Annotated in this window: 19 protein-coding genes; 13 read left to right on the top strand and 6 right to left on the bottom strand. The window is 74.2% G+C overall.

Annotated features, from left to right (window positions below; genetic code table 11):
* Positions 1 to 84 precede the first annotated feature (84 nt).
* The 8 genes from G514_RS0110750 to G514_RS26155 are packed head-to-tail and all read left to right on the top strand — an operon-like array spanning position 85 to position 5,891.
* Positions 85 to 1,068, top strand: a complete 984-nt coding sequence (locus tag G514_RS0110750; protein WP_028651748.1) for a zinc-dependent alcohol dehydrogenase — start codon at positions 85 to 87, stop codon at positions 1,066 to 1,068.
* Positions 1,068 to 1,448: a 6-pyruvoyl trahydropterin synthase family protein gene (locus G514_RS0110745; protein WP_028651747.1), complete on the top strand. Its 381-nt coding sequence runs from the start codon at positions 1,068 to 1,070 to the stop codon at positions 1,446 to 1,448. Before G514_RS0110750 ends, G514_RS0110745 begins: the two co-directional genes overlap by 1 nt.
* Before the next feature lie 11 nt (positions 1,449 to 1,459).
* Positions 1,460 to 2,455: a glycosyltransferase gene (locus G514_RS0110740; protein WP_036564711.1), complete on the top strand. Its 996-nt coding sequence runs from the start codon at positions 1,460 to 1,462 to the stop codon at positions 2,453 to 2,455.
* Positions 2,452 to 3,312 carry a lysylphosphatidylglycerol synthase domain-containing protein gene (locus tag G514_RS0110735; protein WP_245582170.1) on the top strand — a complete coding sequence of 287 codons (861 nt, stop codon included), beginning with the start codon at positions 2,452 to 2,454 and terminating at the stop codon, positions 3,310 to 3,312. Before G514_RS0110740 ends, G514_RS0110735 begins: the two co-directional genes overlap by 4 nt.
* Entirely contained in the window at positions 3,305 to 4,012 is a 708-nt protein-coding gene (locus tag G514_RS0110730; RefSeq protein ID WP_036564710.1) for a RibD family protein, read from the top strand. Before G514_RS0110735 ends, G514_RS0110730 begins: the two co-directional genes overlap by 8 nt.
* On the top strand, positions 4,009 to 4,623 hold the full coding sequence (locus tag G514_RS0110725; protein WP_245582169.1) for a GTP cyclohydrolase II: 615 nt from the start codon (positions 4,009 to 4,011) through the stop codon (positions 4,621 to 4,623). The genes G514_RS0110730 and G514_RS0110725 overlap by 4 nt, the downstream gene beginning before the upstream one ends.
* A 21-nt stretch (positions 4,624 to 4,644) precedes the next feature.
* Complete coding sequence (locus G514_RS0110720) at positions 4,645 to 5,442, top strand: HAD-IIA family hydrolase (protein ID WP_028651742.1); 798 nt, start codon at positions 4,645 to 4,647, stop codon at positions 5,440 to 5,442.
* Positions 5,439 to 5,891, top strand: coding sequence for an NUDIX domain-containing protein (locus G514_RS26155; protein ID WP_051247319.1), 453 nt, complete (start codon positions 5,439 to 5,441; stop codon positions 5,889 to 5,891). The genes G514_RS0110720 and G514_RS26155 overlap by 4 nt, the downstream gene beginning before the upstream one ends.
* Here the strand turns inward: G514_RS26155 and G514_RS0110710 are convergent.
* Positions 5,878 to 7,338 (bottom strand): RNB domain-containing ribonuclease, encoded by a 1,461-nt coding sequence (locus tag G514_RS0110710; RefSeq protein WP_028651741.1) that lies wholly within the window; start codon positions 7,336 to 7,338, stop codon positions 5,878 to 5,880. The two genes, G514_RS26155 and G514_RS0110710, sit on opposite strands and share 14 nt — an antisense overlap.
* On the opposite strand from G514_RS0110710, the gene yaaA reads away from it, so the two are divergent.
* A complete protein-coding gene (gene yaaA / locus G514_RS0110705) occupies positions 7,337 to 8,137 on the top strand; it encodes a peroxide stress protein YaaA (RefSeq protein WP_245582168.1) in 801 nt (266 codons plus the stop codon). The genes G514_RS0110710 and yaaA overlap by 2 nt on opposite strands.
* Positions 8,138 to 8,208: 71 nt before the next feature.
* On the opposite strand, the gene G514_RS0110700 is transcribed toward yaaA, so the two are convergent.
* A complete protein-coding gene (locus G514_RS0110700) occupies positions 8,209 to 8,856 on the bottom strand; it encodes a hypothetical protein (RefSeq protein ID WP_028651739.1) in 648 nt (215 codons plus the stop codon).
* A 92-nt stretch (positions 8,857 to 8,948) separates the two neighbouring features.
* Between G514_RS0110700 and G514_RS26150 the strand changes: the two genes are divergently transcribed.
* Complete coding sequence (locus G514_RS26150) at positions 8,949 to 9,980, top strand: DNA polymerase domain-containing protein (protein ID WP_157544729.1); 1,032 nt, start codon at positions 8,949 to 8,951, stop codon at positions 9,978 to 9,980.
* Here G514_RS26150 and G514_RS26145 read toward each other — a convergent pair.
* The 4 genes from G514_RS26145 to G514_RS0110675 are packed head-to-tail and all read right to left on the bottom strand — an operon-like array spanning position 9,923 to position 14,604.
* Positions 9,923 to 11,122 (bottom strand): bifunctional RNase H/acid phosphatase, encoded by a 1,200-nt coding sequence (locus tag G514_RS26145; protein ID WP_245582167.1) that lies wholly within the window; start codon positions 11,120 to 11,122, stop codon positions 9,923 to 9,925. The genes G514_RS26150 and G514_RS26145 overlap by 58 nt on opposite strands.
* The gene (locus tag G514_RS30270) at positions 11,119 to 11,892 is read right to left on the bottom strand and encodes a zinc ribbon domain-containing protein (RefSeq protein ID WP_245582166.1); all 774 of its coding nucleotides are present in this window, start codon (positions 11,890 to 11,892) and stop codon (positions 11,119 to 11,121) included. Before G514_RS30270 ends, G514_RS26145 begins: the two co-directional genes overlap by 4 nt.
* The gene (locus G514_RS0110680) at positions 11,859 to 13,004 is read right to left on the bottom strand and encodes a Nif3-like dinuclear metal center hexameric protein (protein WP_028651737.1); all 1,146 of its coding nucleotides are present in this window, start codon (positions 13,002 to 13,004) and stop codon (positions 11,859 to 11,861) included. The genes G514_RS30270 and G514_RS0110680 overlap by 34 nt, the downstream gene beginning before the upstream one ends.
* 22 nt (positions 13,005 to 13,026) lie before the next feature.
* On the bottom strand, positions 13,027 to 14,604 hold the full coding sequence (locus G514_RS0110675) for an AMP-binding protein (RefSeq protein ID WP_028651736.1): 1,578 nt from the start codon (positions 14,602 to 14,604) through the stop codon (positions 13,027 to 13,029).
* A 151-nt stretch (positions 14,605 to 14,755) separates the two neighbouring features.
* Here G514_RS0110675 and G514_RS31110 point away from each other — a divergent pair, with 151 nt between their 5' ends.
* Genes G514_RS31110 through G514_RS0110665 form a run of 3 tightly spaced genes read left to right on the top strand, consistent with a single transcriptional unit; the run spans position 14,756 to position 17,287 of the window.
* On the top strand, positions 14,756 to 15,160 hold the full coding sequence (locus tag G514_RS31110; RefSeq protein ID WP_036564559.1) for a hypothetical protein: 405 nt from the start codon (positions 14,756 to 14,758) through the stop codon (positions 15,158 to 15,160).
* A complete protein-coding gene (locus G514_RS26135; RefSeq protein ID WP_051247316.1) occupies positions 15,147 to 16,634 on the top strand; it encodes a sensor histidine kinase in 1,488 nt (495 codons plus the stop codon). Before G514_RS31110 ends, G514_RS26135 begins: the two co-directional genes overlap by 14 nt.
* Complete coding sequence (locus G514_RS0110665; protein WP_028651735.1) at positions 16,619 to 17,287, top strand: response regulator transcription factor; 669 nt, start codon at positions 16,619 to 16,621, stop codon at positions 17,285 to 17,287. The genes G514_RS26135 and G514_RS0110665 overlap by 16 nt, the downstream gene beginning before the upstream one ends.
* Positions 17,288 to 17,588: the final 301 nt, after the last annotated feature.

The following is a 17,588-nucleotide window of genomic DNA, read 5'->3' as shown; positions in this document are numbered from 1 at the left end:
GTGAGTACGAGGAGGACACGGACCGCACGGCGCCGGGGTTCAGACCGGCGCCGACGACGACCAGGAGCACGAGGGGGTGACGCGGTGCAGGAGCTGGCCTTCTGGGTGAGCCCCGGGCGCGGCGAGATCCGCCCGGTGACCGTCGCCGAGCCCGGCCCCGGCGAGGTCCGGGTGCGCACCCTGCGCTCCGGGGTGAGCCGCGGCACGGAGACGCTCGTCTTCCGCGGGGCCGTCCCCGCCGACCAGCACGAGCGGATGCGGGCGCCACACCAGGACGGCGACTTCCCCGGCCCGGTGAAGTACGGCTACCTCAACGTCGGCCTCGTCGAGGCCGGCCCGCCCGCCCTCCTGGGCCGGACGGTCTTCTGCCTGCACCCCCACCAGACGGCGTACGTCGTCCCGGCCTCCGACGTCACCGTCGTCCCCGACGACGTGCCCGCCGACCGGGCGGTGCTCGCCGGCACCGTCGAGACCGCCGTCAACGCGCTCTGGGACGCGGCCCCGATGATCGGCGACCGTGTCACGGTCGTCGGGGCCGGCATGGTCGGCTGCTGCGTGGCCCGGCTGCTGGCGGCGATCCCCGGCGTGGAGGTCACGCTGGTCGACGTCGACCCGACCCGGGCCGAGGTCGCGGAGGCGCTCGAGGTCGCGTTCGCGCACCCCGACGACGCCGCCGACGGGCGCGACCTCGTCGTGCACGCCAGCGCCACCGAGGGCGGCCTGCGCCGGTCCCTCGACCTGCTGGCGCCCGACGGGGAGGTCGTCGACCTCAGTTGGTACGGCGACACCCCGGTCCGGCTCGACCTCGGCGGCGCCTTCCACTCGGGTCGGCTGCGCCTGCGGGCGAGCCAGGTCGGTGAGGTGGCGCTCCCCCTGCGGCACCGACGCACCCGGGCCGAGCGGCTCGCCCTGGCCCTCGACCTGCTCCGTGACCCGGCGTTCGACGCGCTGTTCACCGGCGCCTCCGCGTTCGCGGACCTCCCCGAGCTGATGGCCGACCTGACCACCGGCCGCCGGGCCGCCCTCTGCCACACGATCACCTACCCCGTCCCCACCAGGGAGGCCTGATGTACGCCGTGACCGTCCGCGACCACGTGATGATCGCCCACAGCTTCGACGGCGAGGTCTTCGGACCCGCCCAGCGGCTGCACGGCGCGACGTACGTCGTCGACGCGACCTTCCGTGGCCCCGACCTCGGCCCCGACGGGATCCTGGTGGACATCGGCCGGGCCGCCGACGAGCTGAGGAGCGTGCTGGCGGACCTCAACTACCGCAACCTCGACGACGAGGACGAGTTCAAGGGCACCAACACCTCCACCGAGGCGCTCGCCCGCTGGGTCGCCGACCGGCTTGCCGAGCGCCTCGCGACCGAGGAGCAGCTCACCGCGCTGGTCGTGACGCTGCACGAGTCGCACGTCGCCTGGGCGAGCTTCGAGAGGCCGCTGTGACGCCCGAACCGGTGACCGTCCACCTCCTCGTGCCGGCGGGCTTCGCCGACCGCCCGAGCGGCGGCAACGTCTACGACCGGCGGCTGCGCACCGGGCTGATCGGCCTGGGCCGGCCGGTCGTGACCCATGAGGCGGCCTCGGCCGGCGACGTCGCCCGGCTGCTGCCGTCGCTGCCCGACGGCGCCGTGGTGCTCGTCGACAGCCTCGTCGCGTCGTGGGCCGCGGCGGAGCTGACGGCGGCCGTCACGCGGCTGCGGTGCGTGCCGCTCGTGCACATGGCGTTCGAGAAGCCCGGCGAGCGCGAGCTGCTCGTGGCATCGGCCGCGGTGGTGACCACCAGCGCGTGGACCCGCCGCTGGCTGCACGAGGCCTACGGGGTCGACGCCGCCCGCGTCCACGTCGCGGTCCCCGGCGTCGAGGTCGCCGACCCCGCGGCCGGGTCGGAGGCGGGTGGCGAGCTCCTCTGCGTCGCCTCGGTGGTGCGAGCCAAGGGTCACGACCTGCTGCTCCACGCGCTCGCCGGCCTCACCGACCTCGACTGGCGCTGCACGCTGGTCGGCCCGCTGGACCTCGACCCCGACTTCGTCGACGAGCTGCACAAGACCGCCGCGGACGCCGGCATCGCCGATCGGGTCGTGCTCGCCGGGCCGCTCGCGCACGACGCGCTGCCGTCGGCGTACGCCGCCGCGGACCTGCTGGTCCTGCCCTCGCGGGCCGAGAGCTACGGGATGGTCGTCACCGAGGCGCTGGCCCACGCCGTCCCGGTGGTCGCCAGCGCGGTCGGCGGCGTGCCGGAGGCGCTGGGGCACGGCGACGACGGGAGCACGCCCGGGCTGCTGGTGCGCCCCGGCGACCCCGCGGCGCTGGCCGGGGCGCTGCGCCGGTGGCTGGAGGACCCGCGGCGGCGGCGCCGGCTGCGGCGCTCGGCGGGGCTGCGCCGGCTGACCCTGCCGACGTGGTCGCGGACCGCGGCGCAGGTGGACGCGGCGCTGGAGGCTGCGCGATGAGCATGCAGACGCAGATGGTCACCCGGGCCCAGCGCCGCTGGTCGAGCTTGTCGAGACCACCGCAGCGAGGGGCCGACCCTGCGGGCATCTCGACAAGCTCGAAAAGCGGTGGTCGAGTCCTGCGCATCGCCGCGGGTGCCGCGGTCCTGGGCTTCCTCGCCTGGCGGCTCGGCGCCGGCCCGTTCGTCGAGGGGCTGCGGGCGACGAGCGCGTGGGCGGTGCTGGTGGCGCTGGCCGTGACCGCCGGGACGACGTGGTGCTGCGCCCTGCGATGGTCGCTGGTGTCGGGCCGGTTCGCGCGTCGCGGCGAGGCACGGGTGCCGCTCCGCGCGGCGTACGCCGCCTACTACCGCTCGCAGCTGATCAACGCGACGGTGCCGGGCGGCGTCGTTGGCGACGTCGACCGGGCCGTGCGGCACGGATGGCGCGGCGTCGTCTGGGAGCGGGTGCTCGGGCAGGTGGTGCAGGCGGCGCTCGTCGGGGCGCTGCTCCTGCCGGGCCCGTGGCGCTGGGCCGGGCTCGCGGCCGTCGCCCTCCTGGTCGTGGCCGGCGGCGCCGTGGTCCTCCTCTCCGCGGTCGCCTCGGCCGGCCACCTCGTGGTCTTCCTGGTCGCCGCCGCGTCAGTGGGCGTGGACCTGACGCCGCTCCAGCTCGTGCCGATCGGCGCGCTGGTGCTGCTCGGCGCCGCGGTCCCGCTCAACGTCGCCGGCTGGGGCCCCCGCGAGGGGGTCGCGGCCTGGGCGTTCTCGGCGTTCGGATCGACGGCGGCGGTCGGGCTCACGGTGGCGGTCACGTTCGGGGTGCTCGCCCTGGTCGCCACCCTGCCGGGGTTGCTGGTGGGTGGTCGCCGTGGCTGAGGCCGGTCGGCGTCCCTACACGCTGCTGTCGTGCGGCATGTCGCTCGACGGGTTCCTCGACGACGCCAGCGACCAGCGCCTGCTGCTCTCGAACGACGCCGACTTCGACCGCGTCGACGAGCTCCGGGCCGGCAGCGACGCGATCCTGGTCGGCGCCGCGACCGTCCGCAACGACGACCCTCGGCTGCTGGTCCGCTGCCCCGAGCGGGTCGCGCGCCGCCGGGCGGCGGGGCTGCCGGCCCAGCCGCTCAAGATCACCGTGACCAGCCGCGCCAAGCTCGACCCCGAGGCGCGGTTCTTCTCCGCCGGCACCGGCCCCAAGCTCGTCTACTGCGCCAGCGACACCGTCGACATGGCCTCCGCGCACCTGTCGCCGGTCGCCACCGTCGTCGACGGCGGCCGTCCGGTCGAGCTGCGCCGGGTCAGCGAGGACCTGCACGTGCGTGGCGTCCGCCGCCTCATGGTCGAGGGCGGCGGCGAGGTGCACACCCAGCTCCTCACCGAGGGCCTGGCCGACGAGCTGCGGCTCGTGGTGGCACCACTGTTCGTGGGGCACCCCGACGCCACCCGCTTCGTCGGCGCCGGCCGGTTCCCGTTCTCGGGCGCTCGCCGGGCGCGCCTGGTCGAGACCCGCCCGATCGGCGACGTGGTGCTGCTGCGCTACGCCCTGTCCCCGCGGTTCCGGGAGTCGGCGTGGTGAGCCACGCGACCGTGCGCACCCGGGTGACGCTGCCGATCCGGCTCGGCGAGGTCGAGACCGTCGCCGAGGTGGTGACCTTCGACGGGCTGGCAGACGGGCTCGAGCACCTCGCCATCGTGCTCGGCCGGCCGGAGGAGGCCCCGGGCGGCGTACCCCTCGTGCGCCTGCACAGCGAGTGCCTCACCGGCGACGTGCTCGGCTCGCGGCGCTGCGACTGCGGCCCGCAGCTGCACGAGGCGGTCGACCGGATCGAGGCGCGCGGCGGCTACCTGCTCTACCTGCGGCAGGAGGGCCGCGGCATCGGCCTCTACGCCAAGCTCGACGCCTACCGGCTGCAGGAGGCCGGGCTCGACACCTACGACGCCAACCTCGCCCTCGGGTACGCCGCCGACGCGCGCGACTACACCGCCGCCGCCCAGATGCTGCGGGCGCTCGGCGTGCAGCGGCTCGCGCTGCTGACCAACAACCCCGACAAGGCCGCGCAGCTGGCCGCCCACGGCCTCGACGTCGCCGAGCGGGTGCCGACCGCGGTGCACCTGACGGCGTCCAACCGGCGCTACCTCACGGCCAAGGCCGACCGCGGCTCGCACGCGCTGGAGCTCGGCGCGTAGGTCTTCGGCACAATCGGTGCCATGGCCGACGACGTCCGACCGGTGCACACCTGGCTCACCGACATGGACGGCGTGCTCGTCCACGAGGACGAGCCGATCGCGGGCGGGCCGGAGTTCATCGACGCGCTGAAGTCCAGCGGGCTGAAGTTCCTCGTCCTCACCAACAACTCCATCTACACCCCGCGTGACCTGCGCGCCCGGCTGCTGGGCAGCGGTATCGACGTGCCGGAGGACGCGATCTGGACCTCCGCGCTCGCGACCGCGCAGTTCCTCTCCGAGCAGCGGCCGCAGGGGTCGGCGTACGTCGTGGGCGAGGCGGGGCTCACCAACGCCCTGCACGACATCGGCTACGTGATGACCGAGCGCGACCCCGACTACGTCGTGCTGGGCGAGACCCGCACCTACTCCTTCGAGGCGATCACGCGCGCGATCCGGCTCATCGAGGCGGGCGCCCGTTTCATCGCCACCAACCCCGACGTCTCGGGACCGTCGCCGGCCGGCTCGCTGCCCGCCACCGGCTCGGTCGCCGCGCTGATCAGCACCGCGACCGGGCGGTCGCCGTACTTCATCGGCAAGCCGAACCCGCTCATGATGCGCTCGGCCCTCAACCGCCTCGAGGCGCACTCCGAGACCACCGTGATGGTCGGCGACCGGATGGACACCGACATCATCAGCGGCCTCGAGGCCGGGCTCCGCACGGTCCTGGTCACCACCGGCTCGACGAGGAGGGAGGACGTCGCGCGGTTCCCCTACCGCCCGACCCGGGTGGTCGACTCGATCGCGGACCTCGTCGAGCTGGTGCAGCCGGTGGCCGGATGAGCTGGGCCACGTGCGCGCACGGCCACGCGCACTGGGGCCGGCGCGGGGCGGCGGGGCTGCTGCTCGCCGACCGCGGCACGGTGCTGCTCCAGCTGCGGGCCGGCTGGGCGCACCAGGGCGGCACCTGGTCGATCCCGGGCGGTGCCCGCGAGCACGGCGAGACGGCGGTCGACGCGGCACTGCGCGAGGCGCTCGAGGAGATGTCGATCCGCGCCCGCGACGTGGCCGTGCGGTCGGCGTACGTCGCCACGTGCGGCGGCTGGGAGTACGAGACCGTGCTCGCCCATGCCACCGGACCGGTGCGGCTCCGGCACCTGTCGGAGTCCGTCGACCACGTCTGGGCCGAGCCCGACGAGGTCGGCGACCTGCCGCTGCACAGCGGGTTCCGTGCGGCGTGGGAGGCGCCGGACGGGGAGCTGCGCCGTTTCGTGGGGGCTACTCGAGTGTGAACTCGACCCTGCGCTGCCCGACGTCGGCGGTGGTGAGCCGGACCCGGACGTCGGTGCCGAGCGGGATCTCGTGCGGGGAGACCACCGGCGCCTCGACCGCGGGGTCGGCCACCGTGACGATGCCGCGGGTCGGGTCCTTCTCGTTGACCTCGACGACGACGGCCGCGAAGCTCTCCCCCACCCGGTGCTGGAGCAGGCCGGCCTCGACCAGGTCGAGGACCATGCGCTCGTAGCGGTTCGCACGCTGCGAGGACTCCTGCATCTCCTGCGCGAGGGCGGGCAGCGCCGCGAGCACCCACTCCGGCACCTCGGTGCCGGCGCAGAGGGCGACGCAGACCTCGGACGCGTAGCGGTCGCCGAGGCGACGCAGGGGCGCGGTGACGTGGGCGTACTCCGTGTTGAGCGCGCTGTGCAGCGGCTGGCCCGGGGTCTCGCCGTCGAAGGCGACGTAGCCGCTGCCGCGGAGCAGGAGGGTGCAGGCCGAGATCATCGCGGCGTGCTGCGGCTTGGCCGGGTCGAGGTCGCGGATGAAGTCGGGGAACAGCAGCTCGGCCGGCCACTCGATCCCCAGCGCATGGGCGGTGCGGTGCAGTCGCTGAACGTCGCGCGGGTCGGGGGGCGGGAGCGTGCGAAGGAAGCCCACCCGCGCGTACATCATCAGCGACGCCGCCGCGAAGCCGGTGAGCAGCGACATCTGCGCGTTCCACTCCTCGACCGGCAGCAGGTCGCGGTAGGTCAGCTCCCACTCCGAGCGGCCGGTGTCGACCTCCTGCTCGGGCAGCGGCAGCGAGACCCCGCCGCGGGCGCGCTCGCGCTTGAGCCGGAGCTCCCCGACCTCCTTGAGCAGCATCAGCGACTCGTCGGCGGTGCCGGCGTCGATCTGCTCCTGGACGCCGGCGTAGTCGAGCTGGGCGCGGCTGCGCACCCGAGCCCGCTCGACCTGCACGTCGGTGCGGGCGCCCTCGCCGTCGAGCGTGACCGTCCAGAGCAGCGAGGGGCGGACCTGGTCGGGCAGCAGCGAGCCGCCGTCCTCGGAGATCACGGTCGGGTGCAGCGGGACCCTGCTGTCCGCGCCGTAGAGCGTCTGGCCCCGGCGGTGGGCCTCGAGGTCGACCGGGTCGCCGGGGGTGATGAACGCCGCGAGGTCGGCGATCGCGTAGTGCAGCACGTAGCCACCGCGGTCGGTGCGCTCGAGGTGGAGGGCCTGGTCGAGGTCCTTCGCGCCGGGCGGGTCGATGGTGACCAGCGGCAGGTCGGTGCGGTCGAGGTCGGGCAGCCGCGGTGCGGCCACCGCGGCGGCCGCCGCCGCCTCGACCTCCTCCGGGAACTCGGGCGTGACCTCGAGCTCCTGCTGGATCTCGGCGATGCCGTCGCGCAGCGCCTGCACCGCGACCTCGCCGTCGCGGCCGTCGGTCGGCCGGACGTGGACCACGCGGCTGCTCGACATGCTCTTCAACCTATCGTTCTGGCTCGTGCTGATCCTGTTGCCGCCCAGCGAGGGGAAGACCGCTCCTCGGCGCGGCAGTCCCCTCGACCTAGCGGCGCTCTCCGCGCCGGCGCTCACCGCCGCCCGCGAGCGGGTGCTCCACGCGCTGGTGACGCTGTGCTCCGGCGACCCCGTCGCGGCGGCCGCCGTGCTGGAGGTACCCAAGACCCAGCTCGACCTCGTCGAGCTCAACGCCTCGCTGCGCAGCGCGCCGACGGCACGGGCCGACGCGGTCTACGCCGGCGTCCTCTACGACGCCCTCGAGCTCGGCACCCTCTCCGCGGCAGCGCGCCGGCGGGCCACCGGCCGGGTGCGGGTCACCTCCAGCCTGTTCGGGTTGGTCTCCCCCGCCGACCGCATCCCGGCGTACCGCCTCTCGGGTGACGCCACCCTCCCCGGTCTGGGCACGGTCGCCGGTGTGTGGCGCGAGGCGCTCGGCCCGGAGATCACCGAGCTGGTCGGCGACGGGCTGCTGGTCGACCTGCGCAGCGGCACGTACGCCGCGTTCTGGCGGCCGGCGGGGCTGCGCCGGGTCGCCACCGTGCGCGTCCTGCACGAGGTCGCCGGTCGACGCCAGGTGGTCAGCCACTTCAACAAGGCCACGAAGGGGCGCATCGTCCGCGCGCTGCTCGAGGACGGCGCCAACCCGCGCACCCCGGCGCGGCTGGCCGAGGCGCTGCGCGACCTGGGCTGGGTCGTCGAGGTGACCGAGGGTGCCCGCGGCGCCCAGCAGCTCGACGTGGTGGTCAGTGAGCTCTGAGCCGTCGCCGGTGGCCGGGGACGGTAGCCGGATCGGTGGCCGGGGTCGGTAGCCGGGGTCAGTAGTCGGGGTCAGTAGTCGGTGACCCGGACGGCCTTCGACGTCGCCGCGCCCCACTTCTTGCCGCCGCGGACCAGCAGCCGCCACTTCGAGGTCGTGTCCGCCGGGATCTCGGCCCGGAAGACGTGCTCGCCGTCCTCGGCGACGTCCTTGCCGATCTTCTTCCACCGCTTGCCGACCAGGCGCTGGAGCACGACGGGGACGCCGTCGGCGGGCTGGACGGTCGCGGTGAAGTGGTAGACGGGCCCGATGACCCGCGTCGCGGTCAGCTTGAGCAGCGGTGCGACCACGACCGGCACGGACGCCGACTGCGCGGCGACGACGCCGGCGACGGTCAGGACCGCCCAGTAGGTGGCGGTCCGGTTGACGGTGACCGACAGCCTGGCCTCCCCGCCGCCGCCGGGGGTGGCCGTGCCGACCGAGCGGGTCGCGCCGTCGGACCTCGCGAAGACGTCGAGCCGGCTGTCGGGTTGCGGGCTCGCCACGGTGGCGGTGAGCACCACGCTCCTGCCGAACGGCACCGAGGTCGCCGAGGGCACCAGGTCGACGGGGTCGGTCCGCTGCGCCGGCGCGGTGGCCGCGGTGCTCGGGGCGCCCAGCAGCTGGGCGCCGGCGAGCACGAGCGCGAGCGCCGCGAGCACGCGGGGCAGTCGGTCCACCCGCCGAGTGTCCCGCCCGGGCAGGCGGTCCACCGGCGAAATGCGCAAATGCCTCGCCCACGCGGCCCGCCCGGTCGCGGCAGACTGGGGGCATGGCGAAGCGCTCGGAGGGGCCCACCCTGGCGGGGGTCTCGCTCTCGAGCCTCGACCAGCCCGTCTTCGACGGCGCCGGCGCGACCAAGGGCGACCTGGTCGCCTACCTCGACGCCGTGCACGAGCGGATGCTGCCGGGCCTGCGCGACCGGGCGCTCTCGGTGGTCCGCGCCCGGCTGGGCCAGCAGGCCTTCATGCAGAAGAACCTCCCGGCGTACGCGCCCGACTGGATCCGCACCACCTCGGTGTGGGCGCAGGCCTCCAAGCGCGACGTGCGCTACCCGGTATGCGACGATCGGCGGACGCTGATGTGGCTGGCCAACCAGCGGGCCGTCGAGTACCACCCCGCGCTCCTGCCGGTCGACAGCGACCGGCAGACGCACCTCGTCCTCGACCTCGACCCGCCCGACGACGTGGAGCCGCTCGACGGCTTCCGGATGGCGGTGGCGGCGACGCTGCTGGTCCGGCAGGCGCTCGACGACGCCGGGCTGACGGGCGGGGTCAAGACCAGCGGCGCCAAGGGGGTGCACGTGTTCGTGCCGCTCACCGAGGACGCCACCGTCCCGGACGTCGCGGCGGCGACCCGGGCGCTCGCGGCTCGTGCGGCCCGGCTCGACCCGGCGGTCGCGACCACGGAGTTCGTCCGCGAGGAGCGGGGCGGCAAGGTGTTCGTGGACTCCACCCGCGCCGGCGGCGCGACCGTCGTGGCGGCGTACAGCCCTCGGGTGCGGCCCGGGGTGCCGGTGTCGTTCCCGCTCGCCTGGGACGAGCTCGAGGAGGCGCGGCCCGGGGACTTCACGATCCTGGACGCCGCCGAGCGGCTCGCCTCCCGCCGCGACGACCCGTGGGCGGCCGCCACCTCGTCACCGCAGCGGCTCCCGGCCGACCTGGTGGCCGAGGGCCACGAGATCCCGATCGCGCGGGTGGTCGCGATGCACGAGGGGAAGCGGAGGAAGCGTCAGGGACTTTCGGATCACCAGGCCGAAGCAGCGGGCGAGAAGCCGTCCTCGCCCGGCGGGCGCGCGTTGTAGAGCCGCATCGAGCTCTGCGCGCGGCCGTCGACCTCGGGCCAGAACGACACCACGGTGACCGACGCCGGGCTCAGCTGCATCCGGAACACCGCCTCCAGCGGCGCCCCGATGGCGCGGGCCACCAGCGTCTTGATCGGGGTCACGTGGCTGACCACGACGACAGTCCGGCCAGCGTGGGTGTCGAGCACGCGGTCGAGACCCGCCAGCACCCGCTCCTCGACGTCGCGGAACGACTCGCCACCGTGCGGCGCGGTGTCGAGCTTCCCGAACCAGCCCTCGAGGCCCGCCTGGTCGCGCTCGGTCACCTCGGCGAGGGTCAGCCCGTCCCAGCTGCCGAACTCCATCTCCGCGAAGCCGGGCTCGGTCTCGACCTCACGCCCGAGCCGGGCGGCGATGATCTCGGCGGACTCGAGCGTCCGGCGCACCGGCGACGCGATGACGGCGTCGACCCCCTCGGCGATCGGCGCCAGCCAGTCGGCGGTGGCGCGGACCTGGGCGCGGCCCTCGTCGCTGAGACCGGGGTTGGAGCTCGCGAGGCCACCGGAGAACCTCTTGGCAGCGGTGTGCGGCGTGACACCGTGCCGGACGAGCACCAGCGTGGTGGGCGAGCCCTGCGGCGCGAAGAACCCGCGGTTGGGCGCCGGCGCGGCGTCCTCCTCCTGGGCCTCCCCCGTCTCCGGCTCGTCGACCAGGGCCGCGCCCACGGCGGTCACCCCCGACCGGGTGCCGTCGAGGGCCTCGTTGGCGAGCCGGTCGGCGTGCTTGTTCTGCTCGCGCGGGACCCACGTGTAGGTCGTGCCCGCCGGCGCCAGGCGCTTCGCCTCGGTCGCGAGCGGCCGCATGTCGGGGTGCTTGATCTTCCAGCGGCCCGACATCTGCTCCACGACGAGCTGGGAGTCCATGCGGACCTCGACCGCTGCCCCGGGCGCGAACTCCTCGGCCAGCCGGAGCCCGGCGATCAGCCCGGAGTACTCCGCGACGTTGTTGGTCGCGACACCGATCGTGGTGCCGTCCTCGGCGATGACCTCACCGGTCGCTGCGTCCTTGAGCACGGCGCCGTACGCCGCGGGCCCGGGGTTGCCGCGCGAGCCCCCGTCTGCCTCGATGACGACCACGGTCGGTCCGGTGGCAGCGCCCGTCACAGCCCCGACTCGGGCGTCCGGACCAGGATGCGCTGGCACTCCTCGTGCCGGATCACCTCGTCGGGCGGCGCCGACCGGATCGCGGAGAGCTCGGCCGGGTCGAGGGAGAGGCGGCAGCCTCCGCACTCGCGCGCTCGCAGCGCGCCGACCGCCACGCCGCCCTTGGACGCGCGCAGGCGTTCGTAGAGCGCCAGGAGGTCCTCGGGGATGCCCGCCGCAGCGGGCTCGCGGTCTGCCGCGACGGTCCGCAGCTCCTCGTCGAGCTCCCGGGTGCGGGTGTCGCGCGCCTCGCTGAGCTCGGCCAGGCGCTCGTCGGCGTCGCCGACCTGCACGGTCAGCGCGTCGAGGTCCTTCTGCGCGTCCTCGAGCCGGGCCATCACCTCGAGCTCGTCGTCCTCGAGGCTGGTGATGCGGCGCTGCAGCGACTGGAGCTCGCCCTGCATGCGCTCGAGGTCCTTGGGGTTGGCGATCAGCCCCTGGTCCATGCGGTCCTGGTCGCGCTTGCGCCGGGCCTTGACCTGCTCGACGTCGGCGTCGACCTTGACCTGCTCGGCCGTGAGGTCGTCGACGGCGATCTGGGCGTCGCGGCGCCGGCCGTCGAGCTCGGACCTCGTGGCGGTGAGCTCGGCGATCTGGGCGAGCTCGGGGAGGTGCGCGCGCTGGTGGCGCAGCACGTCGGCGCGTGAGTCGAGCTCCTGGAGGTCCAGCAGTGCGAGCTGGGCGGCGGGGTCGGCTTTCAGCGCTCTTCTCCTGTGTGTAGTGCTGTCCACGGGTCGGTGCGGATGGTGCTGACCCGGGTGTCCACCGTAGCGCCCAGCGTGTCGGCCACCCGCCGGGCCACGACCGGCAGCCACGTCCACTCGGCCGCCCAGTGCGAGACGTCGACCAGTGCGGGGCCGTCGCCGCCCGCTGCGTGCTCGAGGAACTCGCTCGCCGGGTGGTGGCGCAGGTCGCTGGTGACGTAGACGTCGGCGTCGCCGCGGCGTACGTCGTCGAGCAGGAAGTCGCCCGCTCCGCCGCACACCGCCACCCGGCGCACCGGCCGGTCGGGATCGCCCGCCACGCGGACGCCCTGCGCCGTCGCCGGGAGGGTGCGCGCCACGTGCTGCGCGAACCGGCCGAGGGTGGTCTCCTCGACGGTGCCGATGCGGCCGCTGCCGGTCTGCGCCGTGCCCGGGTCGGCCAGCTCGACGACGTCGTAGGCCGGCTCCTCGTAGGGGTGGGCGTCCAGGAGGGCGGCGACGACCCGCGGCCGGGCGGCGCGCGGCAGCACGCACTCGATCCGCACCTCGTCGACCACCTCGAGCTCGCCGACCTCGCCGATGGTCGGGTTCGCCCCGGCGAGCGGCCGGAACCGCCCCTCACCCGCGCTCGAGAACGACGCGCTGTCGTAGTCGCCGATCACGCCGGCCCCGGCGCGGCCCAGCGCCTGTCGCACCGGATCGGCGTCGGCCGCGGGGACGTAGGTCGTCAGCTTGTCCAGCCGCGCGTTGCTGCGCGCGGCGATGGGCCGCAGGTCGGAGAGCCCGAGCGACGTGGCGAGCGCCTCCGACACCCCGCCGACCGCCTGGTCGGCGTTGGTGTGCGCCGCCAGGAGCGCGCAGCCGGCGTCCTGCAGCACGCCGAGGGTGCGGCCCTTCGGCGTCGTCCGCGGCACGCCGTGCACGGCCTTGAGGAACAGCGGGTGGTGCACCACGAGCAGCTCGGCGCCCCACTCCGCCGCCTCCCGGGCCACGGGCAGCACCGGGTCGACCGCGAACAGGACCTTGGTGACCTCCTGGCCCGGGTCGCCCGCGACGAGCCCGACGGCGTCCCACGAGTCGGCGGTCGCGGGCGGGTACCAGCCGTGCAGCAGGTCGACCAGCTCGCTCAGGGTGGGCACGGGGCGAGGCTAGTGGAGTGCGCTAGTTGACCTGGCGCTCGCGACCCTCCCAGTACGGCGCGCGGAGCTTGAACTTCTGGAGCTTGCCGGTGGCGGTGCGGGCGAGCTCGTCGCGGAACTCGATCGAGGTCGGCGCCTTGTAGCCCGCGGCGCGGTCCTTGCACCAGCGGATCAGCTCCTGCTCGGAGACCTCCTCACCCTCGGCGAGCACCACCAGCGCCTTGATCGTCTCGCCCCACTTCTCGTCGGGGACGCCGATCACCGCGACCTCGGCGACCGCGGGGTGGGAGAACAGCACGTCCTCGACCTCGATGCTCGAGACGTTCTCGCCGCCGGTGATGATCACGTCCTTCTTGCGGTCCTTGATCGTGAGGTAGCCGTCCGCGCCGATCTCGCCGCCGTCGCCGGTGTGGAACCACCCGTCCTTCAGCGCCCGCTCGGTCTCCTCCGGCTGCTGCCAGTAGCCCTCGAGGACGACGTTGGAGCGGGCCAGCACCTCGCCGGTCGCGTGGCCCGCCTCGTCACCGTCGTCGTCAGGGGTCTCGATCCTGAGGCTGACCCCGATCGCCGGCATCCCGGCGCGGGTGAGCCGCTCGGCCCGCTCCTGGGTGCCCAGGTCGTCCCACTCCGCGCGGGTGCGGTTGACGGTGAGCAGCGGGCTGGTCTCGGTGAGGCCGTAGATCTGGATGAACTCCCAGCCGAGCTCCTCCTCGACCCGGACCACGGTCTTCGTCGGCGGCGGGGCGCCCGCCATGATGATCCGCACCCGGTCGCGGCCGGGGATCTCGCCCTCCCACGTCTGCGCGGCGTCGAGGACGGCGGCCGCCACCGCCGGCGCGGCGCACATGACCGTGACGCCGTGCCGCTCGACCCGGCGCAGGATCTCCGCGCCGTCGACCTTGCGGAGCACGATGTTGGGGACGCCCATCCCGGTCATCGCGAACGGCATCCCCCAGCCGTTGGCGTGGAACATCGGCAGCGTGTGGAGGTAGACGTCGCGGTCGGTGACGCCCGCGTGCAGGGCGAAGGTGACCGCGTTGGTCCAGATGTTGCGGTGGGTGATCTGCACGCCCTTGGGCCTGGCGGTGGTGCCGGAGGTGTAGTTGATCGTGGCGGTGGCGTTCTCGCGCTCCAGGCCGGGCGGCGCCCACGGCTCGGGGACCGCGCCGTCCGCGGCGAACAGGTGCTCGTCGTCGCCCAGCACGAACCGGTGCTCGGCCTGCACGTCCTTCAGCGCGTCGTCGAGCTCGGGGTCGACGTAGAGCACCCTGGCCCCGGAGTGCTCGACGATGTAGCGCACCTCGTCGGGGCGGAGCCGGAAGTTCACCGGCACCAGCACCCGCCCGAAGCCCGCGACGCCGAAGAACGAGGTGAAGAGGCGCGCGCTGTTGTGGCTGACGACGGCGACCCGGTCGCCGAAGCCGACGCCGAGGCTGTCGAGGTGCGCGGCCTGCCTGCGGGCGAGGCCGGCCACCTCGTCGTAGGTGAGGTCGCCGAGCGACGCGGCCGGCTGGTCGGGCTCGTCGACCACCCCGACGCGCTCGCCGTAGACCTGCTCGGCACGGTCGATGAAGTCGGCGACGCTGAACGGGACGAGCACGGTGGCCTCCTCGATGCCCCTCGATGCGCAACTGCCTTCCACCCTAGTTTCCCGGGGTTGGGCGGACGTTGCCGCGCAGCGGCCCGACGGGATGAGAGACCTCTCATGGTGGTCTCACGGGCCGCCCACGTTGGGGGATGATGGTGGGGCCATGGGCAGCTTCTGGAAGGTCTTCGTCGCGCTCGCGCTGGTGCTCCCGCTCGGCGCGTTCGTCGCGGGCAACCTCGTCGCGGCGGCGGAGGACGACCCGGCCCCGCGCGACACGATCATCATCGACCAGCAGGGCGGCACGCCCTCCGGCGAGGCGTCCACGAGCCCCTCTGCGGACACCACGCCCGGCTCGGGCGCCACGCCGCGCGGCAACGAGCACGGCGACGACGGCCTCGTCACCGAGGTCACTCCCCCGCCCGACGAGTGGGACGACGACCACGGCGACCACGGGGGCGGCCACGGGGACGACGACAGCTCCGGTCACGACTCCGGTCACGACAGCTCCGGGCACGGCGGCTCGGGCTCCTCGGGCGGCGGCGACGACGGCCACGGTGGCGACGACTGACGCGACGGCGAATGGCGCCCGGCCCGAGCGGTCGGGCCTCTCGGTGCGGGTCCGCATCACCGCCGTCGTCGCCCTCCTGACCTTCCTGGCCCTCACGAGCGCCGGCCTGATCGTCTACGCCATCGAGTCGCAGCGCATCGACCAGGAGATCTCCGACCGGGTGGCCAACCAGCTCGACGAGTTCACCAAGTTCCAGGAGGAGGACGGCTCGGCGTACGCGACCGTCGGCCAGCTGCTCGACGCGTTCCTCCGAGGCGAGGTGCCGGCCGACGACACGGCCCTGGTGACGTGGTACGACGGCGGGCTGCGCGAGAAGTCGTTCGGCGGCTACATCGGCGAGGACGAGGACGCCTTCCAGCGGGCCGCGAACGAGATCGTGGAGAGCAACGGCACCACGCGCATCGACGACCCCAAGGACGACCTGATCCTCACTGCGCAGACGGTCGAGATGGGCGGCGAGACCGGCGCGCTGATCGTGGTGACCTACTACGGCGACGCCCGCGCGGGGCTGCGCGACACCATGCAGACCTACCTCGTCGTGGCACTGCTCTCGCTGCTGGTGATCACGGCGTTCGCCGGCGCCCAGTCCGGACGGCTGCTGGCGCCGTTGCGGACGCTGCGCGAGACCGCCGACGAGATCAACGACTCCGACCTGTCGCGGCGGCTGCCCGAGACCGGGAACGACGACATCACCGCGCTCACCCGCACCTTCAACCGGATGCTCGAGCGCCTCGAGTCGGCGTTCGTGGGCCAGCGGCAGTTCCTCGACGACGCCGGTCACGAGCTCAAGACCCCGCTGACCGTCCTGCGCGGCCACCTCGAGCTGCTCGACGTCGGCAGCCCGGCCGAGATCGCCGAGACGCGCGAGCTGCTCCTCGACGAGGTCGACCGGATGTCGCGGCTGGTCGGCGAGCTGATCCTGCTGGCCAAGAGCGACCGGCCCGACTTCGTCACCCCCCGGCCGGTCGACCTGACCGGCATCACCGTCGACACCCTCGCCAAGGCCCGCGGTCTCGGCGACCGGGTCTGGACGCTCGACGAGACCGCCAGCGTCACCGTCCCGCTCGACGAGCAGCGCGTCACCCAGGCGCTGCTGCAGCTGTGCGACAACGCGGTCAAGCACACCGGCCCCGACGACGTGGTCGCCCTCGGGTCGTCGTACGACGGCGCGACCGCGCGGCTCTGGGTCCGCGACTCCGGGCCCGGCATCGCTCCCGAGGACCGCGACACGATCTTCGAGCGGTTCGGCCGCAGCGTCGTCCCCGACGACGACGAGGGGTTCGGCCTCGGCCTCTCCATCGTCCGGGCGATCGCGCGGGCGCACGGCGGCACGCTCACGCTGGAGGACGAGCGGCCGCACGGCGCGCGCTTCGTGATCGCGCTGCCGATCGCCCCCGTTGAACCGTCCGACCCCGGCACTCGTACCCAGGACGAGCCCGAGGACGAGGAGAGCGCTCTGTGGCCCGCATCCTGATCGTCGAGGACGAGGAGCGCATCGCGTCCTTCGTCTCGAAGGGGCTCGCCGCGGACGGCCACCGCACCACCGCCGTCGCCGACGGCCGGGTGGGCCTCGACCACGCCCTCAGCGGCGACTTCGACCTCATGGTCCTCGACATCGGCCTGCCGGGCATGGACGGCTTCGAGGTGCTCGACCAGCTCCGCTCACAGGGCTCCAGGCTGCCAGTGATCGTGCTGACCGCGCGCGACTCGGTCACCGACACCGTCTCCGCCCTCGAGGGCGGCGCCGACGACTACATGCCCAAGCCGTTCCGCTTCGCCGAGCTGCTCGCCCGCATCCGGCTGCGCCTGCGCACCGCCCCCGACGGCGGCCCCGCCCGCGACGACGTCCTCGAGGCCGGCGGCGTCCGCCTCGACGTCCGCACCCGCCGCGCGAAGATCGGCGAGCGCGAGCTCGAGCTCTCCGCCCGCGAGTTCGCGCTGGCCGAGACCCTGATGGTCAACGCCGGCCAGGTCCTCTCCCGCGAGCAGCTCCTCGACAAGGTCTGGGGCTTCGACTTCGACCCCGGCTCCAACGTCGTCGACGTCTACGTCGGCTACCTCCGCAAGAAGTTCGGCCCCGACGTCATCGCCACCGTGCGCGGCATGGGCTACCGCTTCAACAACTGACGCGGCTGCTCGCCGGCCCACCGCTGGTTGAGGAGGTCGCGCTAGCGACCGTCTCGAAACCTCTGAAGCGAAGGCACCCGCTTGCGTGGGTGCGGCAACCCGATCGCCGAGGATCTGCGCTCCGCCTGGTCCGTCAAGGCAGTCTGAAGCGCTCCGCGTCCTTGACGGACCAGGTGGAGCGCAAAGGCTTGGCTGGCTATCGGGTCGCCGCCGGAGGCATGGCTGCGGTCCGGCGGCGGTACGGCGACCGCGACTGACGGTGGCTGAGGTGCGAGGAGCGCTAGCGACGAGCCTCGAAGCC

It is taken from the genome of Nocardioides halotolerans DSM 19273 (assembly GCF_000422805.1).
GTDB lineage: Bacteria > Actinomycetota > Actinomycetes > Propionibacteriales > Nocardioidaceae > Nocardioides > Nocardioides halotolerans.
The sequence above is the reverse complement of the archived record's forward strand: the minus strand, read 5'-3'. Positions and strand labels throughout refer to the sequence as shown.

Bases quoted from the DNA above. Each gene is read 5' to 3' on its own strand.
- G514_RS0110745 (WP_028651747.1), top strand. From the start codon at position 1,068: ATGTACGCCGTGACCGTCCGCGACCACGTGATGATCGCCCACAGCTTC.
- G514_RS0110735 (WP_245582170.1), top strand. From the start codon at position 2,452: ATGAGCATGCAGACGCAGATGGTCACCCGGGCCCAGCGCCGCTGGTCG.
- G514_RS0110720 (WP_028651742.1), top strand. From the start codon at position 4,645: ATGGCCGACGACGTCCGACCGGTGCACACCTGGCTCACCGACATGGAC.
- G514_RS26155 (WP_051247319.1), top strand. From the start codon at position 5,439: ATGAGCTGGGCCACGTGCGCGCACGGCCACGCGCACTGGGGCCGGCGC.
- yaaA (WP_245582168.1), top strand. From the start codon at position 7,337: ATGCTCTTCAACCTATCGTTCTGGCTCGTGCTGATCCTGTTGCCGCCC.
- G514_RS0110710 (WP_028651741.1), bottom strand. From the start codon at position 7,338: ATGTCGAGCAGCCGCGTGGTCCACGTCCGGCCGACCGACGGCCGCGAC.
- G514_RS26150 (WP_157544729.1), top strand. From the start codon at position 8,949: ATGGCGAAGCGCTCGGAGGGGCCCACCCTGGCGGGGGTCTCGCTCTCG.
- G514_RS31110 (WP_036564559.1), top strand. From the start codon at position 14,756: ATGGGCAGCTTCTGGAAGGTCTTCGTCGCGCTCGCGCTGGTGCTCCCG.